At 68.1% G+C, this 21,858-nt stretch carries 20 protein-coding genes; 15 read left to right on the top strand and 5 right to left on the bottom strand.

Translation table 11 applies throughout. The features are described 5' to 3' along the window. Window positions 1–9: 9 nt before the first annotated feature. The 5 genes from ACFVJ3_RS02320 to ACFVJ3_RS02340 are packed head-to-tail and all read right to left on the bottom strand — an operon-like array spanning window position 10 to window position 4,437. A complete protein-coding gene (locus tag ACFVJ3_RS02320) occupies window positions 10–1,557 on the bottom strand; it encodes a long-chain fatty acid--CoA ligase (protein ID WP_378450511.1) in 1,548 nt (515 codons plus the stop codon). Between the two features lie 23 nt (window positions 1,558–1,580). Beyond that, window positions 1,581–2,384 carry an SDR family NAD(P)-dependent oxidoreductase gene (locus ACFVJ3_RS02325; protein ID WP_378450512.1) on the bottom strand — a complete coding sequence of 268 codons (804 nt, stop codon included), beginning with the start codon at window positions 2,382–2,384 and terminating at the stop codon, window positions 1,581–1,583. 31 nt (window positions 2,385–2,415) lie between these two features. Beyond that, the gene (locus ACFVJ3_RS02330; RefSeq protein WP_378450513.1) at window positions 2,416–2,796 is read right to left on the bottom strand and encodes a MaoC/PaaZ C-terminal domain-containing protein; all 381 of its coding nucleotides are present in this window, start codon (window positions 2,794–2,796) and stop codon (window positions 2,416–2,418) included. Further along, window positions 2,793–3,248 carry a MaoC family dehydratase N-terminal domain-containing protein gene (locus ACFVJ3_RS02335; protein WP_378450514.1) on the bottom strand — a complete coding sequence of 152 codons (456 nt, stop codon included), beginning with the start codon at window positions 3,246–3,248 and terminating at the stop codon, window positions 2,793–2,795. The genes ACFVJ3_RS02330 and ACFVJ3_RS02335 overlap by 4 nt, the downstream gene beginning before the upstream one ends. Before the next feature lies 1 nt (window position 3,249). Continuing rightward, window positions 3,250–4,437: a lipid-transfer protein gene (locus tag ACFVJ3_RS02340; RefSeq protein ID WP_378450515.1), complete on the bottom strand. Its 1,188-nt coding sequence runs from the start codon at window positions 4,435–4,437 to the stop codon at window positions 3,250–3,252. Between the two features lie 269 nt (window positions 4,438–4,706). On the opposite strand from ACFVJ3_RS02340, the gene ACFVJ3_RS02345 reads away from it, so the two are divergent. From ACFVJ3_RS02345 to ACFVJ3_RS02415, 15 genes are all read left to right on the top strand, one after another. Beyond that, window positions 4,707–6,026, top strand: a complete 1,320-nt coding sequence (locus ACFVJ3_RS02345) for an MFS transporter (protein WP_378450516.1) — start codon at window positions 4,707–4,709, stop codon at window positions 6,024–6,026. 58 nt (window positions 6,027–6,084) lie between these two features. After that, window positions 6,085–7,242, top strand: a complete 1,158-nt coding sequence (locus ACFVJ3_RS02350) for an acyl-CoA dehydrogenase family protein (RefSeq protein WP_378450517.1) — start codon at window positions 6,085–6,087, stop codon at window positions 7,240–7,242. A gap of 110 nt (window positions 7,243–7,352) precedes the next feature. Next, window positions 7,353–8,447, top strand: coding sequence for a CaiB/BaiF CoA transferase family protein (locus tag ACFVJ3_RS02355; RefSeq protein ID WP_378450518.1), 1,095 nt, complete (start codon window positions 7,353–7,355; stop codon window positions 8,445–8,447). 133 nt (window positions 8,448–8,580) lie between these two features. Continuing rightward, a complete protein-coding gene (locus ACFVJ3_RS02360) occupies window positions 8,581–9,360 on the top strand; it encodes an acyl-CoA thioesterase domain-containing protein (protein WP_378450634.1) in 780 nt (259 codons plus the stop codon). 136 nt (window positions 9,361–9,496) lie between these two features. Continuing rightward, window positions 9,497–10,255, top strand: a complete 759-nt coding sequence (locus tag ACFVJ3_RS02365) for a TauD/TfdA family dioxygenase (protein WP_378450519.1) — start codon at window positions 9,497–9,499, stop codon at window positions 10,253–10,255. Then, window positions 10,252–11,262, top strand: a complete 1,011-nt coding sequence (locus ACFVJ3_RS02370; RefSeq protein WP_378450520.1) for a diiron oxygenase — start codon at window positions 10,252–10,254, stop codon at window positions 11,260–11,262. Before ACFVJ3_RS02365 ends, ACFVJ3_RS02370 begins: the two co-directional genes overlap by 4 nt. Next, on the top strand, window positions 11,259–12,581 hold the full coding sequence (locus ACFVJ3_RS02375) for a KamA family radical SAM protein (RefSeq protein WP_378450521.1): 1,323 nt from the start codon (window positions 11,259–11,261) through the stop codon (window positions 12,579–12,581). Before ACFVJ3_RS02370 ends, ACFVJ3_RS02375 begins: the two co-directional genes overlap by 4 nt. Further along, window positions 12,578–14,068, top strand: coding sequence for a GNAT family N-acetyltransferase (locus ACFVJ3_RS02380; RefSeq protein WP_378450522.1), 1,491 nt, complete (start codon window positions 12,578–12,580; stop codon window positions 14,066–14,068). The genes ACFVJ3_RS02375 and ACFVJ3_RS02380 overlap by 4 nt, the downstream gene beginning before the upstream one ends. Beyond that, a complete protein-coding gene (locus ACFVJ3_RS02385; protein ID WP_378450523.1) occupies window positions 14,065–15,141 on the top strand; it encodes an Ldh family oxidoreductase in 1,077 nt (358 codons plus the stop codon). The genes ACFVJ3_RS02380 and ACFVJ3_RS02385 overlap by 4 nt, the downstream gene beginning before the upstream one ends. Beyond that, a complete protein-coding gene (locus ACFVJ3_RS02390) occupies window positions 15,138–16,364 on the top strand; it encodes an acetyl-CoA carboxylase biotin carboxylase subunit family protein (protein ID WP_378450524.1) in 1,227 nt (408 codons plus the stop codon). The genes ACFVJ3_RS02385 and ACFVJ3_RS02390 overlap by 4 nt, the downstream gene beginning before the upstream one ends. Then, window positions 16,361–17,626, top strand: coding sequence for a GNAT family N-acetyltransferase (locus tag ACFVJ3_RS02395; protein ID WP_378450525.1), 1,266 nt, complete (start codon window positions 16,361–16,363; stop codon window positions 17,624–17,626). Before ACFVJ3_RS02390 ends, ACFVJ3_RS02395 begins: the two co-directional genes overlap by 4 nt. Continuing rightward, complete coding sequence (locus tag ACFVJ3_RS02400) at window positions 17,617–18,537, top strand: branched-chain amino acid transaminase (protein WP_378450526.1); 921 nt, start codon at window positions 17,617–17,619, stop codon at window positions 18,535–18,537. The genes ACFVJ3_RS02395 and ACFVJ3_RS02400 overlap by 10 nt, the downstream gene beginning before the upstream one ends. Next, window positions 18,534–19,280, top strand: a complete 747-nt coding sequence (locus ACFVJ3_RS02405) for a hypothetical protein (RefSeq protein ID WP_378450527.1) — start codon at window positions 18,534–18,536, stop codon at window positions 19,278–19,280. Before ACFVJ3_RS02400 ends, ACFVJ3_RS02405 begins: the two co-directional genes overlap by 4 nt. Next, window positions 19,277–20,596 (top strand): MFS transporter, encoded by a 1,320-nt coding sequence (locus ACFVJ3_RS02410; protein ID WP_378450528.1) that lies wholly within the window; start codon window positions 19,277–19,279, stop codon window positions 20,594–20,596. The genes ACFVJ3_RS02405 and ACFVJ3_RS02410 overlap by 4 nt, the downstream gene beginning before the upstream one ends. Further along, the gene (locus tag ACFVJ3_RS02415) at window positions 20,593–21,849 is read left to right on the top strand and encodes an ATP-grasp domain-containing protein (RefSeq protein ID WP_378450529.1); all 1,257 of its coding nucleotides are present in this window, start codon (window positions 20,593–20,595) and stop codon (window positions 21,847–21,849) included. Before ACFVJ3_RS02410 ends, ACFVJ3_RS02415 begins: the two co-directional genes overlap by 4 nt. The last annotated feature ends 9 nt before the right edge of the window (window positions 21,850–21,858 follow it).

The following is a 21,858-nucleotide window of genomic DNA, read 5'->3' on the forward strand; positions in this document are numbered from 1 at the left end:
CTCGGGGTGTCAGTTCGCGGGGCGGTCAGCCAGGTCGGAGAACTGCCGGCGGAGTTCTCTCTTGAGTATCTTGCCAGCCGGGGAGACCGGCATCTGCTCCACGATCGTGACGCTCCGTGGGGACTTGTACCCGGCGATTAGTTTCTTGGTGTGCGCGCGAATGTCGTCGCAGGTCAGCGACGTGCCGGGTTTGATAACCAGAAACGCGTGCACGCGCTCGCCGAACCGATCGTCGGGAACACCGATCACGGCACACTGCACCACATCGGAGTGGGAGGCGAGAGCATTCTCGACTTCGGTCGAGTACACGTTCTCGCCCCCGGAAATGATCATGTCCTTCAGCCGGTCCACGACGAAGAGGTACCCGTCCGCGTCCATGTACCCGCCGTCGCCGGTGTACAGCCAGCCGTCGCGCAACGCCGCGGCGGTCTCCTCCGGCCGATTCCAGTAGCCGGCCATGATGTTGCCGCCGCGGGCGATGATCTCGCCGACCTCGCCGCGGGGGAGTTCGACGCCTTGGTCGTCGACAACCTGTACCTCGACGTGACCCATCGGCCGACCGGCCGAATTGAGCCGGGTGGCCGCCTGGTGGTCGTCGGCGCTGAGCGAGGTGAGTCCGGGGCCGGCCTCGGTCATCCCGTAACCCTGCACGAAATCAGCTTTCGGGAAGGCCCGCTGGGCCTGGCGTAGCAGGGTCTCGGAGATCGGGGACGCGCCGTACTGAATCGCGGTGATGCTGGACAGGTCCCGAATCCCGCGATCGGGGTGACGCAGCAGCATCTGGATCATGGTCGGTACCAACAGCATCGAGTTGATCCGCTGCTCTTCGATCAATCGCAGCGCCGCGGCCGGTTCGAACGACGGCAACATCACCAGGATGCCGCCGGCGATGTTCTGGCCGTTCCAGCTGGCCAGCGCAGCGAGGTGGAACATGGGTGCGGTCAGCAGGGCGCGCCCGCCTGCGACGGCGGTGTGGTTGGCGGCCAGCGAGCCGAGGCTCGCGGTCATCAGGTTGAGGTGGGTGAGCATGACGCCCTTGGGGCGGCCGCTGGTGCCACCGGTGTAGAAGATCCCCGCCAGCGTGTCCCCGCCGACGCGCAGGTCCTCGACGGGTTCGGTGGTGGCGATCAGGTCTTCGTAACCGACAAGTCCGTCCGGTGTCGGTTGGTCGCCGCAGTGCACCACTGCTCGCAGCGACGGGAAGAGCGTGCGCACCTCGTCCAGCAGCGGCACGAAAGTGTCATCGACCAGCAGCACCGTCGTCTGCGAGTCCTCGAGGGCGAACGCGATCTCGGCGGCGCTCCAGCGGGTGTTGAGGGGGTTGACCACGCCGCCCATCCACCAGGCGGCGAAGAGGTACTCGTGGTACCGGCCGGAATTGAGCGACAGCATGCCGACCCGGTCGCCGACCCCCACACCGAGACCGAGCAGGGCGCCGGCGAGGCGGGCGACCCTGTCTCCGGTCTCGGTGCTGGTGTGGACGCGGTCCCCGCACACGGTCATGGGCTGGTTCGGGCGTTGCTGCACCGCGCGATGCAGTGACTGAGTCAAGTACATGGGGACCACTCCTGTCGGGATAGTTAGCGGCTGCCGCCGTCGCAGACCAGGCACTGGCCGCTGACGTAGTCGGTCTCGGGCAGGCACAGGGCGAACACCGCGCCCGCGGCCTCGTCGGGGCGGCCGGCCCGGCCCAGCGGGATGGACCGTTCGGCTGCGGCGAGCAGCTGGGGGTTGACGCCGACCTTGATCTCCCGGCCCTCGACGTCGATGGTGGAGTTGCCGTCCGCCGACGCCTCCGTCAAGCGGGTGTTGATCAGGCCGTAGGCGACTGCGTTGACGTTCACCCGGTAGCGCCCCCACTCGCGGGCGAGGGTCTTGGTCAGTCCGATGATGCCCGCCTTGGCCGCCGCGTAGTTCGACTGGCCGGCGTTGCCGACCACACCGGCGTTGGAGGAGATGTTGACGACCTTGCGGTGATGGTCGGTCGGGTTCGCCTTGATGTACGGCTGCGCCGCGCGCAGTATCCGGAAGGGTGCCTTCAGGTGCAGATCCAGGATGGTGTCCCACTGCTCGTCGGTCATCTTCTGGATGACGTTGTCCCAGGTGAAGCCGGCGTTGTTGACGATGATATCGAGGCCACCGAACGTGTCGACGGCGGTGGCGACGAAGCGGTCCGCAAAGCCCTCCTCGGTGACGGAGCCGATGCAGGCGACGGCCTTGCCGCCGGCTGCGACGATCTCCTCGACCGTCTCCTTGGCCGGGCCCGGGTCGAGGTCGTTGACCACGACACTTGCGCCCTCGGCCGCGAATTTCACGGCGATGGCACGGCCGATGCCGCGGCCGGATCCGGTGACGATTGCTGTCCTGTTGTCGAGCTTGCCCATAGCGGGTGTCCTTTCGGTGGTGTGGTGCAGGTCAGGCGGCGACGACGGCGTCGCCGCGGAGGGTGACCGTTCCGTCGGCCAGAGTGACGGTGAGGTCGAGATGTGCCAGGCCGTCCTCGACCTTGGTCACGGTTCCGCTGCAGGTCGGCTTCGCGTGCAGCGGGGTGATGGCGGCGAATCGTATCGCGTAGGAGCAGATTCGCTCCTGCGGAACGTAATTGGTCAGCAGGCGGCCGAGGTATGCCATCGACAGCATGCCGTGGGCGAACACGTCGTCCATGCCGCCGGAGCGCGCGACGTCGAGATCGATGTGCATCGGATTGTGGTCGCCGGACGCGCCCGCGTAGAGCGCCAGCGTGGTGCGGCTGATGCCGGGGAGTTGCAATTCCGGGAGGGAGTCGCCTGTTTTCATCGTTGCGCCTTCGGGTTTCGGACGACAAGGGTGTTGGTGAGGCGGGCGATCGGCCCGCCGTCACGGGTGACGTCGACCGTCCGGACGAGGAAGTCCAACGCTCCGTTCTTCTTCGAGTACACGTCGGTGACGGTGCCGTTGTAGGCCAGCGTGTCGCCGGCATAGGCCGGCGAGTGGTATTTGAACGCCTGCTCGCCGTGCAGCACGTACCGCATGTCGATAGCGAGTTCGCGGATGAGGGCGAACGGGTCCGGCTTGTCCATGTCCAGGCAGAACAGGAAGGTCGGCGGCACCAGTACATCGCGGTGCCCGGCCGCCTTGGCGGCCTCTGCATCGGAGTAGATCGGGTTGGTCTCGCCGATGGACTGCGCGAAGAAGCGCAGACGTCCGCGCTCGACGATCACTTCGTGACCGGGAATCACCTTGCCGATGACGGCCGGGTCGAGTGCCATGTCAGCCCACCTTCTTGAAGATGCTGACCACGCACGCGCCACCGAGTCCCAGGTTGTGCTGCAGGCCGATTCGCGCGCCCTCCACCTGACGCGGGCCGGCCTGACCGCGGAGTTGCCACACGAGTTCGGCACACTGGGCCAGTCCGGTGGCGCCCAGCGGGTGCCCCTTGGAAAGCAGACCACCCGACGGGTTGGTGACCACGCGGCCGCCGTAGGTGTTGTCACCGTCGAGGATGAACTTCTCGGCGGTGCCCTCGGGGGTCAGACCCAGTCCCTCGTAGGTGATGAGCTCGTTGGCGGAGAAGCAGTCGTGCAGTTCGACCACCTGTACGTCCTCGGGGCCGATGCCCGCGGCCTCGTAGACCTGGGCGGCGGCCGCTGCGGTCATGTCGTAGCCCACCACCTTCATCATGTCGCGGTCCTCGAACGTGCTCGCGGTGTCGGTCGTGAGCGCCTGCGCCTCGATGACCACGTCCGCGGACAGCCCGTGCCTGCGGGCGAACTCCTCGCTGCACACCACTGCAGCGGCGGCACCGCAGGTGGGTGGGCAGCACTGGTATCGGGTCAGGGGACCGAAGATGTGCGGGGACTCGAGCACCTGCTCCTCGGTGAGCAGGTCGCGGAAGACGGCATTGGGATTGTTGGCCGCGTGCTTGCGGGCCTTGACCGAGATCTTGGCGAACGTCTCCGGCTTGGTACCGTACTTCTGCATGTGGGAAACGCCTGCGCCGCCGAACATCTGGGCTGCGCGCGGGGATAGTTCGTCGGCGCCCTGAAGCTCCGTCATCAGGTTGTCGAATCGGAACATCGGTGCCGGTCGGTCGTCCCAGACCCGCTTGAGCGCACCGGGTTTCATCTGCTCGAACCCGACAGCCAGTGCGCACTCGACGGCACCACTCGCGACGGCCTGGCGAGCCAGGTATAGCGCCGAAGAGCCGGTAGCGCAGTTGTTGTTGACATTGAAGACCGGGATTCCGGTCAGACCGAGGCCGTACAGCGCGGCCTGGCCGGCCGTCGAGTCGCCGTACACGTACCCGGCGTAAGCCTGCTGAACGAGGGAGTACTCGATGCCGGCGTCATCCAGTGCTGCGCGGGCAGCGGTCTCACCCATGACGTTGTAGTTCTCGCTCTTGCCGGGCTTGGTGAACGGGATCATCCCGACTCCGGCGACGTGGACCTTGCGAGTCACATCTGACTCCTTTCTGATCGAATAAAAATTTACTTAACACCACCGAATGGATTCTGTCTACCACTTCCGTCAGGCCTGTCAACAGCCTGTTCCGGAGGTTTCGCGCCAAATCGGGCGAGGTGTAGGGGATCGTTCGGCGCACTATTGCACTTTTAGGCCGGACAATGATTTACTTGCTAGCGCAGGGGTGGTGCGCGTCACAATTCGCTTCCAGTCCCGGCGTCACCGCGTCGTGCAGCCGTCGCCATTGCCCGAGAGGATCGATGAGAATGACATTGAGCAAGCAGGACGTTCCCCCCGTTGCGTCAACCGAAGTAGGAGGGGAGTCTCGTGTACGGGCTTGGGGCCTCACCGGAATTCTGGTGCTCCTGGTCGTCGTCAACTGGGCCGACAAGGCCGTCTTCGGGCTGGTCGCCCAGCCTCTGGCCAAGGAGTTCGGTCTGACGTCCGCGCAGATCGGGCTCGTCGGCAGCGCATTCTTCCTGGCATTCACCATCGGCGGCTTCTTCGCCGGGGCACTGCACAAATGGATGTCGTTGCGATGGCTGCTACTGCTGCTGTGCCTGGCCTGGGCTGCGTCGATGGTGCCACTGGTGGTCGTCGCAGGCTTCACGATGCTGCTGATCTGTCGGATGGCGCTGGGATTCTTCGAGGGGCCGTCGGGGGCGCTGATCCATACCGGCGCCTACTCCTGGCATCCTGCGGAGAAGCGCGGGCTGCCGGGCGCTTTCCTGGCTTCCGGCGCTTCGATCGCCAAGATCCTGGTTGCCCCACTGATGGCCCTGGCGGTCGCGAACTGGGGATGGCGGTCTACGTTCCTCATTCTCGCCATGGTCAGCGTGGTCTGGTCCGTCGTGTGGCTGGTGACGTGGCAAGGAGGGCCCTACGGTAAGCGCCCGGTCAAGAATGCCGCCGGGGACTCCGGGGCTGCGGCGTCGACCGCGGGCCAGAAGGTGCCGTGGTCCAGGATCCTGCGGACACCGACATTTCTCGGTGCCCTCGCCGCGGTCTTCACCATGTACGCTCTCGTCACCGTCGTGCTGACGTGGCTGCCGTCCTACTTCGAGGTGGGCCTGGGCTATTCGCGGGTGCAGGCCGGCACCATGTTCGGGATCCCCAGCATCGCCGGACTGTTCTTCATGTTCCTGTGCACCTCGGTCAGCGACCGGCTGCTGGTGCGCGGCGCCAGCTCCCGGGTGCTGCGCGGCATCGTGCCTGGAATCGCGCTGCTGCTGTGCGGCGTCGCCCTGATCACCATGCCGTACATCCAGACGCCTATCGTCGCGGTGATGGTGGTCTCGATCGGCTACGGTGTCGGCACCGTCATCATCCCGCTGTTCAATGCCGCGATCTCCGAGATCTGCCCGCCGCAGCAGATGGCCGGCGTGCTGGGCGTGTTCATGGCGATGATGGCCACCGGCGGTCTGATCGCCCCGTACCTCACCGGCGTCATCGTCGACAACGCCGCCACCCCCGCCGACGGTTACGCTTCGGCCTTCCAGATCTTCGGCATCGCCGCCGTCATCGGTGCGGTGATCGCCCTGCTCACCGTCAACTCCGTCCGGGACCGTGCCCGAATCCTCGGCTGACATACCCGCATTCCCCTTACACCCCATCTTCGCTAGTCCACAGAAAGAAGGAAAAGACATGCAGCGCATCGTGTTCAACCAGGAACATGAAGACTTCCGCAAAGTCATCCGTGCCTTCATCGAGTCGGAGGTCACGCCGAACTTCGCCGATTGGGAGCGCGAGGGCATGGTGCCGCGCGACTTCTACCGTCAGCTCGGCAAGCTGGGCGTGCTCGGAATGACCGTGCCCGAGTCCTACGGTGGAGCCGGTGAAACCAGCTTCAAGTACCAGGCGGTGCTCTCCGAGGAGACCGCCCGTGCCGCAGTCAGTTTCGGTGCGTTCGGCGTGCACACCGGCCTGGTGCTGCCCTACCTGCTCGCCTACGGCACCGAGGAGCAGAAGCGGCGCTGGCTGCCCGGGTTCGTCAGCGGGGACATGATGACCGCCATCGCGATGACGGAACCGGGCACCGGCTCGGACCTCGCCGGCATCAAGACCAGCGCCCGGCTGTCGGAGGACGGCACGCACTACATCCTCAACGGCGCCAAGACTTTCATCACCGGCGGCGTTCAGGCCGACCGCGTCCTCGTCGTCTGCCGCACCTCCCCGGCTACCGAGGAGAACCGCCGCGCCGGCCTCAGCATCCTCGCGGTGGACACCAGGAGCGAGGGCTACGAGGTGGGCCGCAAGCTCGAGAAGATCGGAATGCGCGTATCCGACACCGCAGAGCTTTCCTTCACCGACGTGCGGGTACCGGTCGAGGATCTGCTCGGCGAAGAGGGCGCGGCGTTCGGCTACCTCGCCAACAACCTTCCGCAGGAGCGCCTGATGATCGCGGTCACCACGACCGCCGCCGCCACCGGTGCCATCACGTTCGCCTCGGACTACGTGCGTGACCGCAAGGTGTTCGGCAAGCCGGTCGCCGACTTCCAGAACACCAAATTCGTCATCGCCGAGTGCATCGCCAAGGTGGAGGCCGCGCAGGCCATGGTGGACCGGGCCATCGAGCTGCACGAGACCGGAGACCTGAGCGTCGCCGATGCCGCCAAGGCGAAGCTGTTCTGCACCGAGAACGCCGGCGAGATCATCGACAAGTGCCTACAGCTGCACGGCGGTTACGGCTACATGCTCGAGTACCCTATCGCCCGGCTGTACGCGGACACCCGCGTCTCGAGGATCTACGGCGGCACCAACGAGGTCATGAAGACGATCATCGCCAAGTCGGCCGGGTTCTGAACCGGTCCCGCAGGAGCGGTTCGGACAGCCGCCGGCCGAGTCCGGCACCGTCCACTGAACATCGAGTGTCACAGCATTTTCCGTAACCCAGAGACGTAGAGGAAGAATCCATGGCGACCACCACCGGCAGCGGACCACTCACCGGTGTCCGCATCGTCGAACTCGCCGGCATCGGTCCGGGCCCGCACGCTGCGACGTTGCTCGCAGACCTCGGCGCGGACGTGGTTCGCGTTCAGCGGGCCGGCCTGCTGCCGACTGTCGGGCAGCGCCGCGACCAGACCCAGCGCGGCCGCCGCGTCGTGGAAGCGAACCTCGGGGTCCCTGCCGGCATCGAGCTCGTCCTCGGCCTGATCGAGCGGGCAGACGTGCTCATCGAAGGCTTCCGCCCCGGCGTCACCGAGCGCTTGGGTCTGGGACCGGACGTCGCACTGGCGCACAATCCGCGCCTGATCTACGGCCGGATGACTGGCTGGGGACAGGAAGGTCCACTCGCGCAGACGGCCGGCCACGACATCAACTACATCTCGCTGACCGGCGTGCTGCACGCGATCGGCAGGAAGGGGGAGCGCCCGGTGCCGCCGTTGAACATGGTCGGCGATTTCGGCGGCGGTTCGATGTTCCTCGTGTTCGGCATCCTCGCTGCGCTGATCGAACGGCACACGTCGGGCGAGGGCCAGGTCGTCGACGCGGCCATGGTGGACGGCACCCTGGCGTTGTCGCACATGATGTGGAGTTTCCGCGGCTTGGGGCGGTGGTCGGACGAGCGCGGGGTGAATATGCTCGACACCGGTGCGCCGTACTACGACACTTACGAGACCGCGGACGGCCGGTACATGGCAGTCGGTGCGGTCGAGCCGCAGTTCTATGCACTGCTTTTGGAGGGTCTGGGTCTGGACCCATCCGACGTGCCGGCACAGAACGACCGGAGCAGCTGGCCGCAGCTGCAGAAACTGTTCGCCGAGGTGTTCATCACCAAGACCCGCGACGAGTGGGCGGCAATCTTCGACGGCACCGACGCCTGCACCACACCGGTCCTGACCTTTGCCGAGGCGCCGCAGAACCCGCACATCGCCGCCCGCGGATCCCTCATCGAACTGGACCGGGTCACCCAGCACCGGCCTGCGCCGCGGTTCTCCCGCAGCGAGCCCGGCCTCCCCGGCACCCCTGCCACCGACGCGGTCGACGCCGCCACGCTGTGGAGCTGAAGTGACGGCCGGCGCTCATCTTGACGCGGAACAGGCTGGAATCAGTTCGGCATACACCGCTCAACCCTTCTTCGCCCGTGCAGGTTCGGGGTACGAGCCGACGGCGGCTGCCGTCAGCGGATGGTCGGCGGACATGGTTTCCGGTCCGGCGGTGCTGGGCTTGCTTGCCCACGCCATCGAGGGTGAGGACAAGCAGGACGAGTTCTTCGCCACCCGGCTGACCGCGGATCTCTTTCGTCCGGTGAGGATGTGTCGGATCGATGTTCGCTCACGGATCATTCGGTGGGGAAACCGAATTCGACTTGTCGAAGCCGAGTTGATTCAGGCGGGTGAATCCGTGGCCAGGGCCACGGTGGTCTTCTACCGAAAATCGAGGAATGCAGCAGGCGACCATTGGGTCGACTCCCGCGTACAGCAGCCTCCCTCGCCGGCCGAGCATCCCGGTGCGCGGTTGATCGGCACCAGTGGGGAGAATGCGGATTGGGGACCGTTGCCGCATGGCGGGCCGGCTTGGCCAACCTCTGACCGGAAACGGATCTGGACGTCAGGTTGGTCGGTGATCGAACGGGAAGCGACCAGCCCGTTCGTGCGTGCGGCAATGATCGCCGACTTGACCAATTTGGTGACCAACATGGGCACCGAGGGCATCGGCTACATCAACGGCGACGTCACTCTGGCGCTGACCAGACTGCCGGACGGGATCGAACTCGGGCTGGAAGCCGACAGTCACCGAGCGTGCGATGGAGTCGCGGTGGGCTCGGCAACCATGTTCGATCGCAACGGTCCCTTGGGGATCTGCACGGTCTCCGCCATCGAGAACGATCGTAGAACTCTGCAGCGACCATCGCTCGTGCCGGCGGCGCAACGCCACCCGCACCCTGTTGTTACGGCCCCGGTAGTCCGTTCCGGGTGACTTTTTGGCTCCCCTAGGGTGCCTGGTGTGCGTGGCGGCACGACCACATTCTTGAAACCGATCACGACGATCCCGGTCTCGAAGGCCGGCGTCACGGGGTACGCATCCCAGTCGGGTTTTCGGAATGGAGGAATAGATGTCGCCGAATTGTCATGTCGTTTCTGCGCCTGCAGGTGGGAAAACGGTGGAAGGCCGTGTCGACCGGTCCCGGCTGGCGGCGGACGGGTACGTCGTCGTCCGCGACGTGCCCGACCGTACCGCCGCAGCGGAAGTGGTTGGCTCCCTGGGTGATCTGGTCCCGCAATACAACGGGCACCTCACGCACGAGGTGACCTACCGTCCCGGCAACGATCATCGGGCGTACTCGCAGAGCGCGAACACGATTCTGGCGCACACCGAGGCGCCGGGCTGGGATCCCAGCCCGGCGTACCTGGCGCTGTTCTGCCACCGGCAGGCGCGCTGCGGCGGCGGCCACACCGATCTGCTCGACATCCGGCGGCTCGTCGACGCCCTGGATCCGGCTGAGGTCACCCTGATGACGGACGCCGAACTGACCTTCCCGGGCCCGGACGGGGGCGTGCGCACCCCGATGCTGGGTGCGGACGACACCGGCCGCACCGCCCTGCGGTTCAGCTACAACCTGCTCACCGCGGCCGACTACGACCCGCACCACGACTCCGACGTCGACGACTCACGGCTGCCGCTCGGCCGGGCGGGTCGCAGGTTGGCGCATCGCGTCAGCGACCTGTTCCACGAGCTGCGCACCCGCGTGCTGATTCCCGAGAATGCACTGCTCATCTGGGACAACCAGCGCATGCTGCACGCGCGCTCGGAGTACGCCGACCGCGCCCGTCACCTCACTCGTTTCTGGGCCGGCGACCGGACTCGCGCATGATCATCGACGACCTGCAGTGCTCGGATGCCGACGGGTTGGTGCACCTTCCCGGACTGCCGTCGTTCGACCCCGCCGACGAAGCCGAGAACGCCGTCATCAGCCGCCTCGCGGGCAACTGGCACCGACGGTCGACGGTGAAACGCGACGAGCCCGACCTCGACGAGTTGTTCGACGCCGGCCGGGCCGACTACCCCGAGAAAATCGTGCCGTTCCGCGACCATCCGACGTGGCAGGCGATGCCCGACGCGCTGCGGTCGCGGCTGCTGAGCTGGGCCTGGATCGCGTACAACCGGCACACGGTGCTCGCCGAGCAACGCGTCGCCAACCCGGCGTTCGCGCTCGTCATGGACGGGGAGTTCCCCGGTCTCGGCGGCCAGGACATGGATATCGCCCTCGCCCAGGCAATGGTCGACGAGCAGTACCACACCCTCATGCACATCAACGCGAGCGCGCTGACCAGACGTAAACGGGGGAACATGTTCCCCGACAGCGCCTTACCCGAATCGCACACCTCGCGGACACACCGCCGGCTGCGCGCCCATGCCGCCGAACGCTGGCAGCGCAGCCTGACCACGCTGGCCTTCGCCACGGTGTCCGAGATCTCGATCAACGCCTATCTCGATCTGCTCGCCGACGATCACGACATCCAGGTGGTCAACTCCACCACCGCAAAGCTGCACAATCGGGACGAGTACTGCCACGCATCCATTTCCGACGAGATGGCGAAGCTGGTGTACGACGTGCTGGACCCCGTCAAGCGCCGCTTCTTCCTGGACATGCTTGTCGCCGGACTGGACGCGTTCGTCGCCACGGACTACTCGACATGGGAAGCGATCTTCCGGATCGAGAGGGTCACCGGCTGGGAGAAGATGCTCGCCGACGTGCGGGCCGAGAAATCCGGTTCGCGGCTCGTGCGCGACTACAGCGGTCTGTATTCGCTGATGTCGGACATGGATGTGCTGGGCGATGTCGACTTCGATTGGGGCCTGGCGGTGACGGACAAATGACACTGCTCGATCTCGACACCCGCACGGCCCTCGCTCCGCGATCGATCAGCGGCGCCCGGCTCCACAAGCTCGTCGCTGAGCGAACCGGCGACCCGATCCTGGGGCACGAGGCCCACGTGGTGTCCCAGGTGCTGCCGTTCAAGGTCAGCAGCTACGTCGTCGACGAACTGATCGACTGGGGCCGTGCGCCGGACGACCCGATCTACCGGCTGACCTTCCCACACCGCGACATGCTCGAGACCGAGCACTTCGCCCTGATCGAGCAGGCCGTGGCGCAGGGAGATCGGGGCACCGTCCGGCATGCGGTCGACACGGTCCGGGCCGCACTGAATCCGCACCCCGGCGACCAGCTGAGCATGAACGTTCCCCAGCACGACGACATCGACGGCTCGGGCATGCAGCACAAGTACGCCGAGACACTGCTGGTGTTCCCCCGCCAGGGACAGACCTGCCACAGCTATTGCGGCTACTGCTTCCGCTGGGCCCAGTTCGTGGACACCCCGGACCTGAAGATGGCCATGTCCGGGCCGGAGGCGATGACCCGGTACCTCGACCTGCACCCCGGCATCACCGACGTGCTGCTGACCGGCGGCGACCCGCTGGTCATGCGGACCGAGTTGCTGGCCTCGTATCTGGAGCCGCTGCTCGAACCGGGGCGGGAACATGTCGAAACGATCCGGATCGGCACGAAGGCCGTCTCGTTCTGGCCGTACCGGCTGCTGGCCGGACCGGAAGCCGACGACCTGCTGCGGTTGCTCGAGCGGCTGACCGCCGCCGGCAAGCACGTCGCGATGATGCTGCACCTGTCGCACGTCGCGGAACTGCAGACCGATGCCGCCCGGACGGCGCTGGCCCGGCTGGCGTCGACCGGCGCGGTGCTCCGCGCTCAGGCTCCGGTGGTACGTCACGTCAACGACGACCCGCGCACGTGGGCGGACCTCTGGCAGGCGCAGGTCCGCAACCGCGTGGTGCCGTACTACATGTTCGTCGAGCGGGACACCGGTGCGCGCCCGTATTTCGGTCTGCCACTGGCGCGAGCGGTCGACATCTACCGCGAAGCGCTGCAACGGGTTTCCGGACTCGGACGGACCGCGCGGGGTCCGGTGATGTCGGCGTCGCCGGGGAAGGTCGTGGTCGACGGCGTCGTCGACCTCGACGGCGGACGCGCGTTCGCGTTGCGGTTCCTGCAGGCACGCCGGCCGGACCTGGTCGGCACCCCGTTCTTCGCGAAATACGACGAGCATGCGCAGTGGTGGGACGACCTCCGTCCGCACGGCCCGCGAGACCGCGAGTTCTTCGGCGTCGGAGGCAACGCGTGAAGGTCACCGCGCACGAGATCAGCTTGACGCAACGGCATCTGTGGCGCTCTGCCAGAGAGGCGATTCCGGTGCAGCGGGGACTGGTGGTCGAGGTGGAGCAGGACGGACTCGCCGGGTTCGGCGAGGCATCCGCGTTCATGACCGACCACTACAACTCGGACCTGGACCGGATGCACGCGGATCTGCGGCGGATCGCGCCGTTGCTGATCGACCTGGGTCCCGGCGACCCGTTCGCCGTGTGGCGAGCGCTGTCCGCCGCGCTGCCCGGGTCGCCGTTCGTCCTGGCCGCCCTCGACACCGCGGTGCACGATCTGCGGGCACGGCTGCTCGGTGTGCCGCTGTGGCAGGCTCTGGGTCTGGAACGTCCGCGGGAGTTGTGCTCCAGCTTCAGCATCGGGCTCGACGAGACCGAGATGATGGTCCGCAAACTCCGCGAGCGGCCCGGGTGGTCGGCGTACAAGATCAAGCTCGCCGATCCGGGCGATCTCACCGTCGTCAAGGAACTTCGCTGCCATACGAACGCACCGTTCTACGTGGACGGCAATTGCGGCTGGGAGCTGTCCCGACTGCTGCCCGTTCTGCCCGGCCTGCAGGAACTCGGCGTGCAGCTGATCGAGCAGCCGTTTCCGCGCTCGGCGTGGCGGGACGCGCGGATTCTGAAGGAGCGCAGCCCGATCCCAGTGATCGCGGACGAGAGCATCGCGTCGCCGCAGGACCTGGACGCCTGCACCGACGCGTTCGACGGCATCAATGTCAAGCCGATGAAGGCCGGGGGCATCACCCCGTCTCTCGCGTTACTGCGCCGGGCCCGTGAACGCGGCTTGATCACCATGCTCGGCTGTATGCCCGAGTCGGCGGCCGGGGTGTCGGCCACGGCCCACCTCGGGGGACTGGCGGATCACTTGGATGTCGACGCAGTCGATCTTCTCGCGGTGAACACGGGCCGCGGACTGGTACTCGACGGCGCCGGCCGCGTCACCCTGCCGGATCGTCCCGGTTCCGGCTACCTCCCCGATCCGGGCGCCCACGGTTGGCGGGTTCGGCCGGTGTCCGCCGCCGACGTGCGGCCGATCCGCCACGCGGTGCTCCGACCCGGTCAAGCGGTCGAGGCCTGCGCCTACCCCGAGGACGCGCACGTCGGCACCCGGCACTTCGCCACGCTCGTCGCGGGACGGCCGGTCGGCGTGGCGTCGCTATATCACGAGGATCCACCCGAAAGGCACGCCGTTCCAGGTCTTCTCGCAGGCAGGGGCTGGCGCGTCCGCGGTATGGCCACCCTCGAGGAGGTCCGCGGCACCGGTGCGGGGACAACACTCCTGCGCACCGTCCTCACCAACGCCGTGCTGGCCGGCGCCGGCGCGGTCTGGTGCAACGCCCGCACGACCGCCGCCGGCTTCTACGTCAAGCAGGGCTTCCGGATTCTGGGCCCGGAGTTCGACATCCCGGGCATCGGCCCACACGTCTTCATGCATTGGAGTGCTTCATGATTCACCAGACACCGAACACTCGCTCGCTGATCGACGAGCAGGAGGCCCGCTGGCTCGCCTCGATCGCACTCGTCGAGGCGGGAGTGCCGGAGGACGACGCCGATCTGGTGGCCGACGCGCTCGTCGACACCTCCCTGCGTGGCATCGACACCCACGGTCTGCGGTTGCTGCCGCAATACCTGGACGAACTCGCGACCGGCGTCGCGAATGCAGCGGCGTGCCCGGCCGTGGTCCGGGACCGTGGGGCCGGACTGTTGCTGGATGCGGACGGCGCACTCGGCGTGCTCGCCGGACTCGCCGCCGCCCGCCTGGCAGCCGACCGGGCCAAGGCTTTCGGCGTCGCGGCGGTGGGCGTGCGCAATTCCAACCACTTCGGCGCGGCGTCGGTGTACACCCGGCACCTGGCCGGGCAGGGGATGATCGGCATCGCAGTCACGTCCGCCGCCTCCCGGGTGGCTCCGTACGGCGGGGTCGAACCGCTGTTCGGCACCAACCCGATCAGCGTGGCCGCGGGTACGGGGGACGACGGGCTCGCGCTCGACATGGCTACCAGCCAGGTGTGTTTCGGCGAGGTGAAGCACCGCCGGGCCGAGGGGCGACCACTGAACAGCGGTTGGGCCACCGATCGCGCCGGGCGGCCCACCGCGGAACCCGAAGAGGCGTACGCACTGTCGCCACTCGGCGGATACAAGGGACAGGGCCTGGCAATGGCGGTCACTCTGCTGGGGGCGGTGTTGACCGGATCGCCGCCCGACTGGCAGCTCGAGCAAGTCGGTGAGGGAACCCCCGGTCGAAGCCGAGGGGTCGGCCACTTCATCCTCGCGCTGGACCCCGGAGCATTCAGCGGGCATGCGCAATTCGCGGCCGGGCTGACAGACCTCCTGGGCACCGTCCGCGGGGCAACGCCCGCCACGGGGTCGCCGGTAGTGGCACCGGGCGATCCGCAACGCGCCCACGAGCGCGAACGGCGGGCGCGGGGGATACCGCTGGACGCCCGGACCGCGGAGGTCTTCGCAACGCTGGAAACAACTTTCGATGGCATTGCTGTGACGAGAAAGGAAGCTTCTCGATGATTCTCGTACTGATCAGCCCGCGCGCCGCCGGGCTGCCCTTCGCCCAGTGGCTGCCGGAGAAGCGCGGACGGCTGGTGGCAGTCTGCGCCGCGGGAACGGATCCGGGTGAGGGATTCGCCGAGATCGCCACGGTCACCGACTACTCCGACGACGACGCGGTGCTGGGCGCCGCTCGCGAACTCGCCGGACGGCACCGGCCGAAAGGTGTCTTCGCCCTGGCCGAGGTCGACGTCGAGCGGGCCGCCAGACTGCGCGGCGAACTCGGCCTGCCCGGCATGGATACCGGTACGGCAGGCGCCTACCGTGACAAGATCCTGATGAAGGAATTAGCCCAGTCCGCAGGGATTCTCGTCCCGGCCTTCGCGCCGGTGCGCCACCCGGCGGACATCGTCGACTTCATGGCACACAACCCGGGCCGCGTCGTCGTCAAACCGCGCAGTGGTTCCGGATCCACCGGCGTGTACGTGCTCGATTCGCCGGCACAGGCGACGGGCCTCGCCGACATCGTCACGGCCACACCGTACGAGGTCGAGGAATTCGTCGACGGCGCGGTGCACCACGTCGACGCGTTCCGTGTGGCCGGAGCCCCCGTGGCCGCCATCGCATCCCGCTACACCGGCCAGGGGTGCCTCGAGCACTGGACCGACGCCCCGTTCGGCTCCCGGTCGCTCGACACCACCGACCCGGTCTGCGCGCGCCTGGTGGACGAGACCTGGCGGCTCGTCGATGCGCTGGTCTCGCCGCCCACCGTCTGCGTGCACGCAGAGTTCTTCGTCACCGCCGGCGGCGAGATCGTGCTCTGTGAAGTGGCCGCACGGATCGGCGGCGGGCCGATACCGACGATGCTCCGCCATGTCCTGGGCATCGATCCGAGACATCTCTGGGCGCGGGTGGAATGCGGGCTGCCGACCGACCTGGGCGCTGTCCGGGACCGGGTGGCGACCGCCCCGCACGCAGCGTTCTACGGCGTGCCGCCGCGCCAGGGACGGGTGCAGCGACTGCCGGACGCACCGCCGGGCGTGCACGACTTCACGTTGAACACGCACATCGGGGACGAGTGGACCCCGGCCCGGTATCACGGGCGCAAGTCGGCGGACTTCCTGGCCTACTGGGTGGTGACCGACCCCGATTTCACGGCACTGGGAAACCGGCTGATCGCCACCGCGGAACAGGTGAGCGCCGGATTCGATTGGGACCGTGCCGAAAGCGAGGACGCAGCATGACCGCCACCCATGTCGACGGATTCACCGGCCACGTCCTGCCCCGCGGCGCCCGCCCGACCGCCGCCGACTTCGCGGGCATCGCCGACCCGGACATCATCTGGGAGGACGCGCGGTGGTGGCGGTTCACCGAACGCACCGACCTGCACGAGGTGCGTTACCTCGAGGTGCGTGCGGACGCCCGGACCGTCGCGGTCGCGCCGCTGCTGTTCACGGCGCGGCCCGGGGGCCTGCTCTTCTACGACCCGCCCCGGCTGGCGGGAACCGCAGGGCCGATGGCCGAACCGGAGTTGCTCGATCACCCCGATCGGCTGCGCTGGGCCGAGCTGACCGAAGCGTTGCCGGGTGCCCGCGAGGATCAATACCCGTCGGTGGCGCTCGCGACGTTCGGAAACCATCACGGTGTGGCGCACGCCCCCGGCCGTTCTCACGATCAGCGCCGCGCGGTCATGGCGGCCCTGCCCGACCTGCTCCATCGGGCCGGTGACGAACTCGGCTGCCGCAGTGTGGCATTGCTGTACGTCGGAGGAGCGGAGGCCGAGGACGTGGACGGTTCCGCCTCCCGCGCCGGGTACACGGCGGCCCTGCTGGGCGCCGAGGGTGTGCAGGACCTGAGCGGCCACAGCTGGGCGGAGTACGTCGCGAGCCTGAGCAAGCGGCGTCGCGGCCGGCTCCGCAAGGAGGTCGCGGACTACACCGAGGCCGGCCTGCGCACAGTGGTTCGCTGCGGTCCCGCGGCGATCGACGACGAGGTCGTCGCCCTCCAAGTCGCGCACCGGGCCAAGTACGGACTGCCCGGCGGCGAGGACCGGGTCCGACGCGATTTCGTTTCCATCCGTGAGGAATTGGGCGGCTCCTGTGTGGTGCTCGGTGCCGAACTCGACGGTCGGCTCGTGGGTTTCGTGCTCTACCTCCGCGCCCGCGACACGCTGTTCGCCAGGACCGCGGGATTCGCCCCGGGTGTTCGTGGCTGCTACCTGACGCTGACCTACCACGAGACCGCCCGGTGGGCGGTCGAGCACGGAATCCATCGCGTCCACTACGGCCTCGCCGCCTACGAGGCCAAGATCGCCCGCGGCTGCAGCCTGCGGCCCCGCTGGGGCTGGTTCGCCTTCCGCGGTGAAGGCGCCGACAAGTATCGAGAGGCTCTGACGCTGCAGTCGCGCAGCATCGAGCGGCGGCTGGACCTGGTCGGCGCATCGGCAGTCCCCGTCCCGTCCCGGCGGCCCGCCGCCACCGAACCGAAAGCAGAACAATGGAACTGATCCCGACCAGCACCGTCTGGATGGATGGTGAATTCGTTGCCTGGGACCAGGCGCAGGTCCACGTGCTGACACCGAGTCTGCACTACGGATGGGGTGTCTACGAGGGCATCCGGGCGTACGCGACCGACCGCGGTCCGGCCGTGTTCCGGCTGCGCGACCACCTGCGACGGCTGCACGACTCGGCGCGGGTGTACCTGCTGGACCCCGGGTGGTCGGTGGACGAGCTCACCGAGATCTCGCTCGAGTTGCTGCGCCGCACCGGCCTGGACTCCGGCTACCTGCGGCCGATCGTCTATCTCGGCTACGGCTCGATGGGTGTCGCGCCTGCGCTGGACACTGCTCGGGTGGCCATCGCTGCGTGGCCGTGGGGTTCGTACCTCGGCGAAACCGCGGACCAGGAGGGCTGCCGCCTCGTCGTCAGCAGCTGGCAACGCAACGGTGTCCACTCGGTCCCGCCGCTCGCCAAAGCGACAGGAGCCTATGTCAATTCGGCCCTGGCAAAGGTCGGCGCGCTGCGCGCCGGCTACGACGACGCGCTGATGCTCACCTCCACCGGGCATGTGGCCGAAGCCTCCGCTGCGAACATCTTCGCCGTCCGCGACGGTGAGCTGGTCACCCCGCCGGTCGGCGACAACATCCTGCCCGGTCTCACCCGCGACACCGTGATCACGCTCGCCCGCGACCTGGGGATCACGGTGCGGGAGCAGAGCCTGACCCGCAGCGAGCTCTACGTCGCCGACGAGGCGTTCCTCACCGGCACGGCCGCCGAGGTGGTCCCGGTGGCGTCGGTCGACGACCGTCCGGTGGCGGCAGGCGGGTGCGGCCCGATCACCAAGCAACTGCGCGACGTCTTCCACGACGTGGTCCGCGGGCGCGAGCCCACCTACCGTCACTGGCTGGAGTACGCATGAGCACGCGATCACTGCCCTCGGCCGCACCCGATCAGGTCGCGGCGGTCTGGGATGCCGAGGGACTCGGCATCCTGGCGGGTGCCGTCACCGGATTCGCGAGCGCGGCGCACCCGCTCGACGGCAGCGCGTGGGCGAATGCTCGTCGCGAGGAGATTGCAGACCGGGTGGTCGACGTGATGGCCGTCCGGGCCTGGCACGCCCTTCCGGAGCTGTCGCACGGCCGCGCCCGGAGAGTGGCCCGGCGCTGCATCGCCTACTCGCTTGCCGCGGACACCGCCCGCGCCGACGGGAGCGGCACCGCCCGGGCCGACTGCTGGGCCCTGACCACCCATGCGTTGGAACTGCTGACGATTCGCGAACACTTCGACGCGGCGGCCCACCGGTCCAGAGAGCTTCTCGGAGTGGCTCCCCAGGGAAGGTTGCTCGCGGCCTGGCAGATGGTGGACGACGCGCTCGGAGCCCTGGACACCACCCGCCACGAATGGGTGGGTGCAGACCCCGCGACCGTCGCCGCCGCCGGGTGGGTGCTGGTCGACCGGATGAGCCGACTCCTGATCGCGGCAGCGCTGGTCGCGCAGTCCGAGGCAGCCTCGGCTGAGGATGCGGAACGTTTCGTCAACGCGGCCCGCCGGTACGCCTGGAACCACCTGCGGCGTCCGGCGCCCGAGGCGGCGACACCCACCCACGTGCAGCGGTCGGCCGATCTCGTGCACGCCTTCCTGACGCCGGGGAGCATCCCGTGAACGCCCGCCTGCGACTGCTGGGTGATGCGCTGCTTCCCGACAGCCCGGCCGGTCGCACGCTCGCCGTCGGCGCCGGCATCGACTCGCTGGGCACCGGGATGTTCTTCGCGTCCTTCGCCCTGTACTTCATCGGCGTGGTCGGCCTCACCGCGAATCAGATCGCCCTGGCCACCACGACAGCGGGTGCGCTCGCGCTCCTCGCCCCGGTGCCCCTGGGCAGGCTGGCCGACCGGGTGGGGCCGGGCAGGTTCTACGTGGCCCTCCTGCTGTTGCGCGGCGTCGGTTACGGATGCTTCGCGCTCGCATCCGACTTCACCGGCTACCTCGTGCTCACCGTGCTGCTCACCGCGGCCGACCGGGCGAGCAGCCCGATCCAGCAGGCCGTCGTGACGGCCGTGATCGGCGGCCGCGACCGCACCCGGACGATGGCCACCATCCGCGCCATCCGGAACGTGGGTCTCACCGCGGGGTTCCTGCTGGCGGGCGTCGTCTTCGTCACCGGCACGTCCGCCGCGTTCACGGCGCTGTTCCTGGGCAACGGAATCTCTTTCGTGGTCATCGCGCTCGCCGTCCGGCTCGTACTCCGGAGGACGGGAACGGTCGTGCAACGCAAGCCTCTCCCGGCCGATCCCGGGCCTGCCGGAACCGCGGTGCGCTCGCCGTTCCGCGACTGGTGGTTCATGGTCTTCACGGTCGGCAACGGTGTCCTGTCGTTGTACGACACCGTGCTGATCGTTCTGCTCCCGATCTGGGTCATCGAGTACACGTCGGTGCCGCTCGCGTGGGTGCCGGTGCTCATGGCGGTGAACACCGTGCTGACGGTGGTCCTGCAGGTCTACGTCGCCCGGTTCGCCGAGGGCACGTCCGCGGCGGCGCGACTCCTGACGTGGACCGGGGCACTGATGGCCTTCTGCTGCGGTGCACTCGCCGTCGGCCAGATGGCCGCGACCCTTCCGGCGATCCTCGCCGTTGTCGCTGCGGTGGTGGCACTGTCGATCGCCGAGAACATCCACTCCGTGGCCGCCTGGGAACTGTCCGCCGAACTGTCCCCGCCGCCCGCCGTCGCTCGCTATCTCGGCGCATTCAGCCTCGGCATGACGGGCCAGAAGGTCCTCGGCCCCACCATTCTCGTCGTCGTCCTGTTGCCCGCCGGGCTCCTGGCCTGGCCCGTCCTGGCCGGGACGTTCGGGGCCGCGGCGTTGGTCTCCCGGACGGCGGCGCATCGCAGTCTCGCGGAACGCGCACGGGCGAACGAACTCCCGGCCGGCGACCTTCCTGCACTGTCTCCCTTCTCGACACTCGAGGTGAAGAAATGACCGAACACGTCCTCGTCGTCGGCAGCGGCCGCGACCTCCCGGGCCGGGTCCGTGACGCCCTCCCCGGCACACAGACCTCGGTGATCTGCCGACTGGAATTCGTCGCCAAGCTCCGCCGTCTGACCGAGCACACGCGGGTCATCGCCGTGCGGCACGATGCGCCGGACGAGGAGTGGATCGCTCAGGCCACGGCCGCGCACGCGCAGCATCCGTTCACCCGGATCGCCACGTTCGGCGAACGCGACCAGGACCGCTGCGCCGCGATCGGGGAGGCCCTCGGCCTTTCCACGCACTCGCGCCGCACCGTGACATCGGTCCACGACAAGAACGCCATGCGGGCCGCGCTTCGCGAGTCCGGCGTCGACGCCACCGCCTCCGCCGTCGTCGCCGACGTGGAGGCGTTGCGCGCGTTCGCGTTCGACCACGGATTTCCGTGCGTCGTCAAACCGGTGTGTGGCGCGGGCAGTGCCGGGGTGGCCGTGGTTCGGGAGGAGGGCGCACTGGCTGCGGCGTTCGCGCGCGCCGGGGGCGATTTCGACGGCCTGACCACCAGCGGGGTGCTCGTGGAGCGGTTCCACGAGGGCCCGCAATTCAGTGTGGAGGCCTTCTCGGAATGCGGCGAACACCAGATCGTCGCCGTCACCCGCAAGTTCTCCGACCCGGCGAACTTCGTCGAACTCGGGCACGTGGCACCGGCAGCCCTCTCCGCGGCGCAGTCGGAACGGATCCATACGTATGTGACGAGTGTGCTCGACGCCGTCGGCGTGGAGTTCGGTGCAACCCACACCGAGATCGTGCTCACCCCAACCGGTCCCCGGGTGATCGAGACCCATGTGCGGATGGGCGGCGACGAGATTCCGTCCCTGGCCCTCGATGCCACCGGCGTGGACCTCGCCGAATGCGTCGTGCGGCAGACCGTCGGGGAGAAGGTCCTTCCCGGGATCCGGTCCGTCCTCGCCGAGGAACGGCCGGCCCGCTGTTCCGCGATCTGGTTCGCCGCCGCGCCGGTCGCGGGTGTTCTCACCGACGTCAGCGGCATCGACGACGCCCGGAAGGTCGACGGCGTGACCGACGTACAACTCCTGGTCCGCCCAGGCGCCGCGGTCACCGTCCTGGAGTCGTCCGATTCTCGTGTCGCCTACGCACGCGCGGTCGGGGAGACCGCCGAGCAGGCACTCGACGCCGCCCGGGAGGCCATGGCATGCCTCGAATTTCAGGTGCGCGTGGCCGCCGCGAACACGGTGACGGTGTGATCCCGGAGA

Origin of the sequence: Rhodococcus sp. NPDC127593 (assembly GCF_042671975.1) — a bacterium.
GTDB lineage: Bacteria > Actinomycetota > Actinomycetes > Mycobacteriales > Mycobacteriaceae > Rhodococcus_F.

Coding starts and splice junctions, on each gene's coding strand:
- ACFVJ3_RS02330 (WP_378450513.1), bottom strand. CDS start 2,796: ATGAAAACAGGCGACTCCCTCCCGGAATTGCAACTCCCCGGCATCAGC.
- ACFVJ3_RS02390 (WP_378450524.1), top strand. CDS start 15,138: ATGATTCTCGTACTGATCAGCCCGCGCGCCGCCGGGCTGCCCTTCGCC.
- ACFVJ3_RS02415 (WP_378450529.1), top strand. CDS start 20,593: ATGACCGAACACGTCCTCGTCGTCGGCAGCGGCCGCGACCTCCCGGGC.
- ACFVJ3_RS02320 (WP_378450511.1), bottom strand. CDS start 1,557: ATGTACTTGACTCAGTCACTGCATCGCGCGGTGCAGCAACGCCCGAAC.
- ACFVJ3_RS02375 (WP_378450521.1), top strand. CDS start 11,259: ATGACACTGCTCGATCTCGACACCCGCACGGCCCTCGCTCCGCGATCG.
- ACFVJ3_RS02385 (WP_378450523.1), top strand. CDS start 14,065: ATGATTCACCAGACACCGAACACTCGCTCGCTGATCGACGAGCAGGAG.
- ACFVJ3_RS02355 (WP_378450518.1), top strand. CDS start 7,353: ATGGCGACCACCACCGGCAGCGGACCACTCACCGGTGTCCGCATCGTC.
- ACFVJ3_RS02400 (WP_378450526.1), top strand. CDS start 17,617: ATGGAACTGATCCCGACCAGCACCGTCTGGATGGATGGTGAATTCGTT.
- ACFVJ3_RS02395 (WP_378450525.1), top strand. CDS start 16,361: ATGACCGCCACCCATGTCGACGGATTCACCGGCCACGTCCTGCCCCGC.
- ACFVJ3_RS02405 (WP_378450527.1), top strand. CDS start 18,534: ATGAGCACGCGATCACTGCCCTCGGCCGCACCCGATCAGGTCGCGGCG.
- ACFVJ3_RS02345 (WP_378450516.1), top strand. CDS start 4,707: ATGACATTGAGCAAGCAGGACGTTCCCCCCGTTGCGTCAACCGAAGTA.
- ACFVJ3_RS02360 (WP_378450634.1), top strand. CDS start 8,581: ATGGTTTCCGGTCCGGCGGTGCTGGGCTTGCTTGCCCACGCCATCGAG.
- ACFVJ3_RS02370 (WP_378450520.1), top strand. CDS start 10,252: ATGATCATCGACGACCTGCAGTGCTCGGATGCCGACGGGTTGGTGCAC.
- ACFVJ3_RS02325 (WP_378450512.1), bottom strand. CDS start 2,384: ATGGGCAAGCTCGACAACAGGACAGCAATCGTCACCGGATCCGGCCGC.
- ACFVJ3_RS02365 (WP_378450519.1), top strand. CDS start 9,497: ATGTCGCCGAATTGTCATGTCGTTTCTGCGCCTGCAGGTGGGAAAACG.
- ACFVJ3_RS02335 (WP_378450514.1), bottom strand. CDS start 3,248: ATGGCACTCGACCCGGCCGTCATCGGCAAGGTGATTCCCGGTCACGAA.
- ACFVJ3_RS02350 (WP_378450517.1), top strand. CDS start 6,085: ATGCAGCGCATCGTGTTCAACCAGGAACATGAAGACTTCCGCAAAGTC.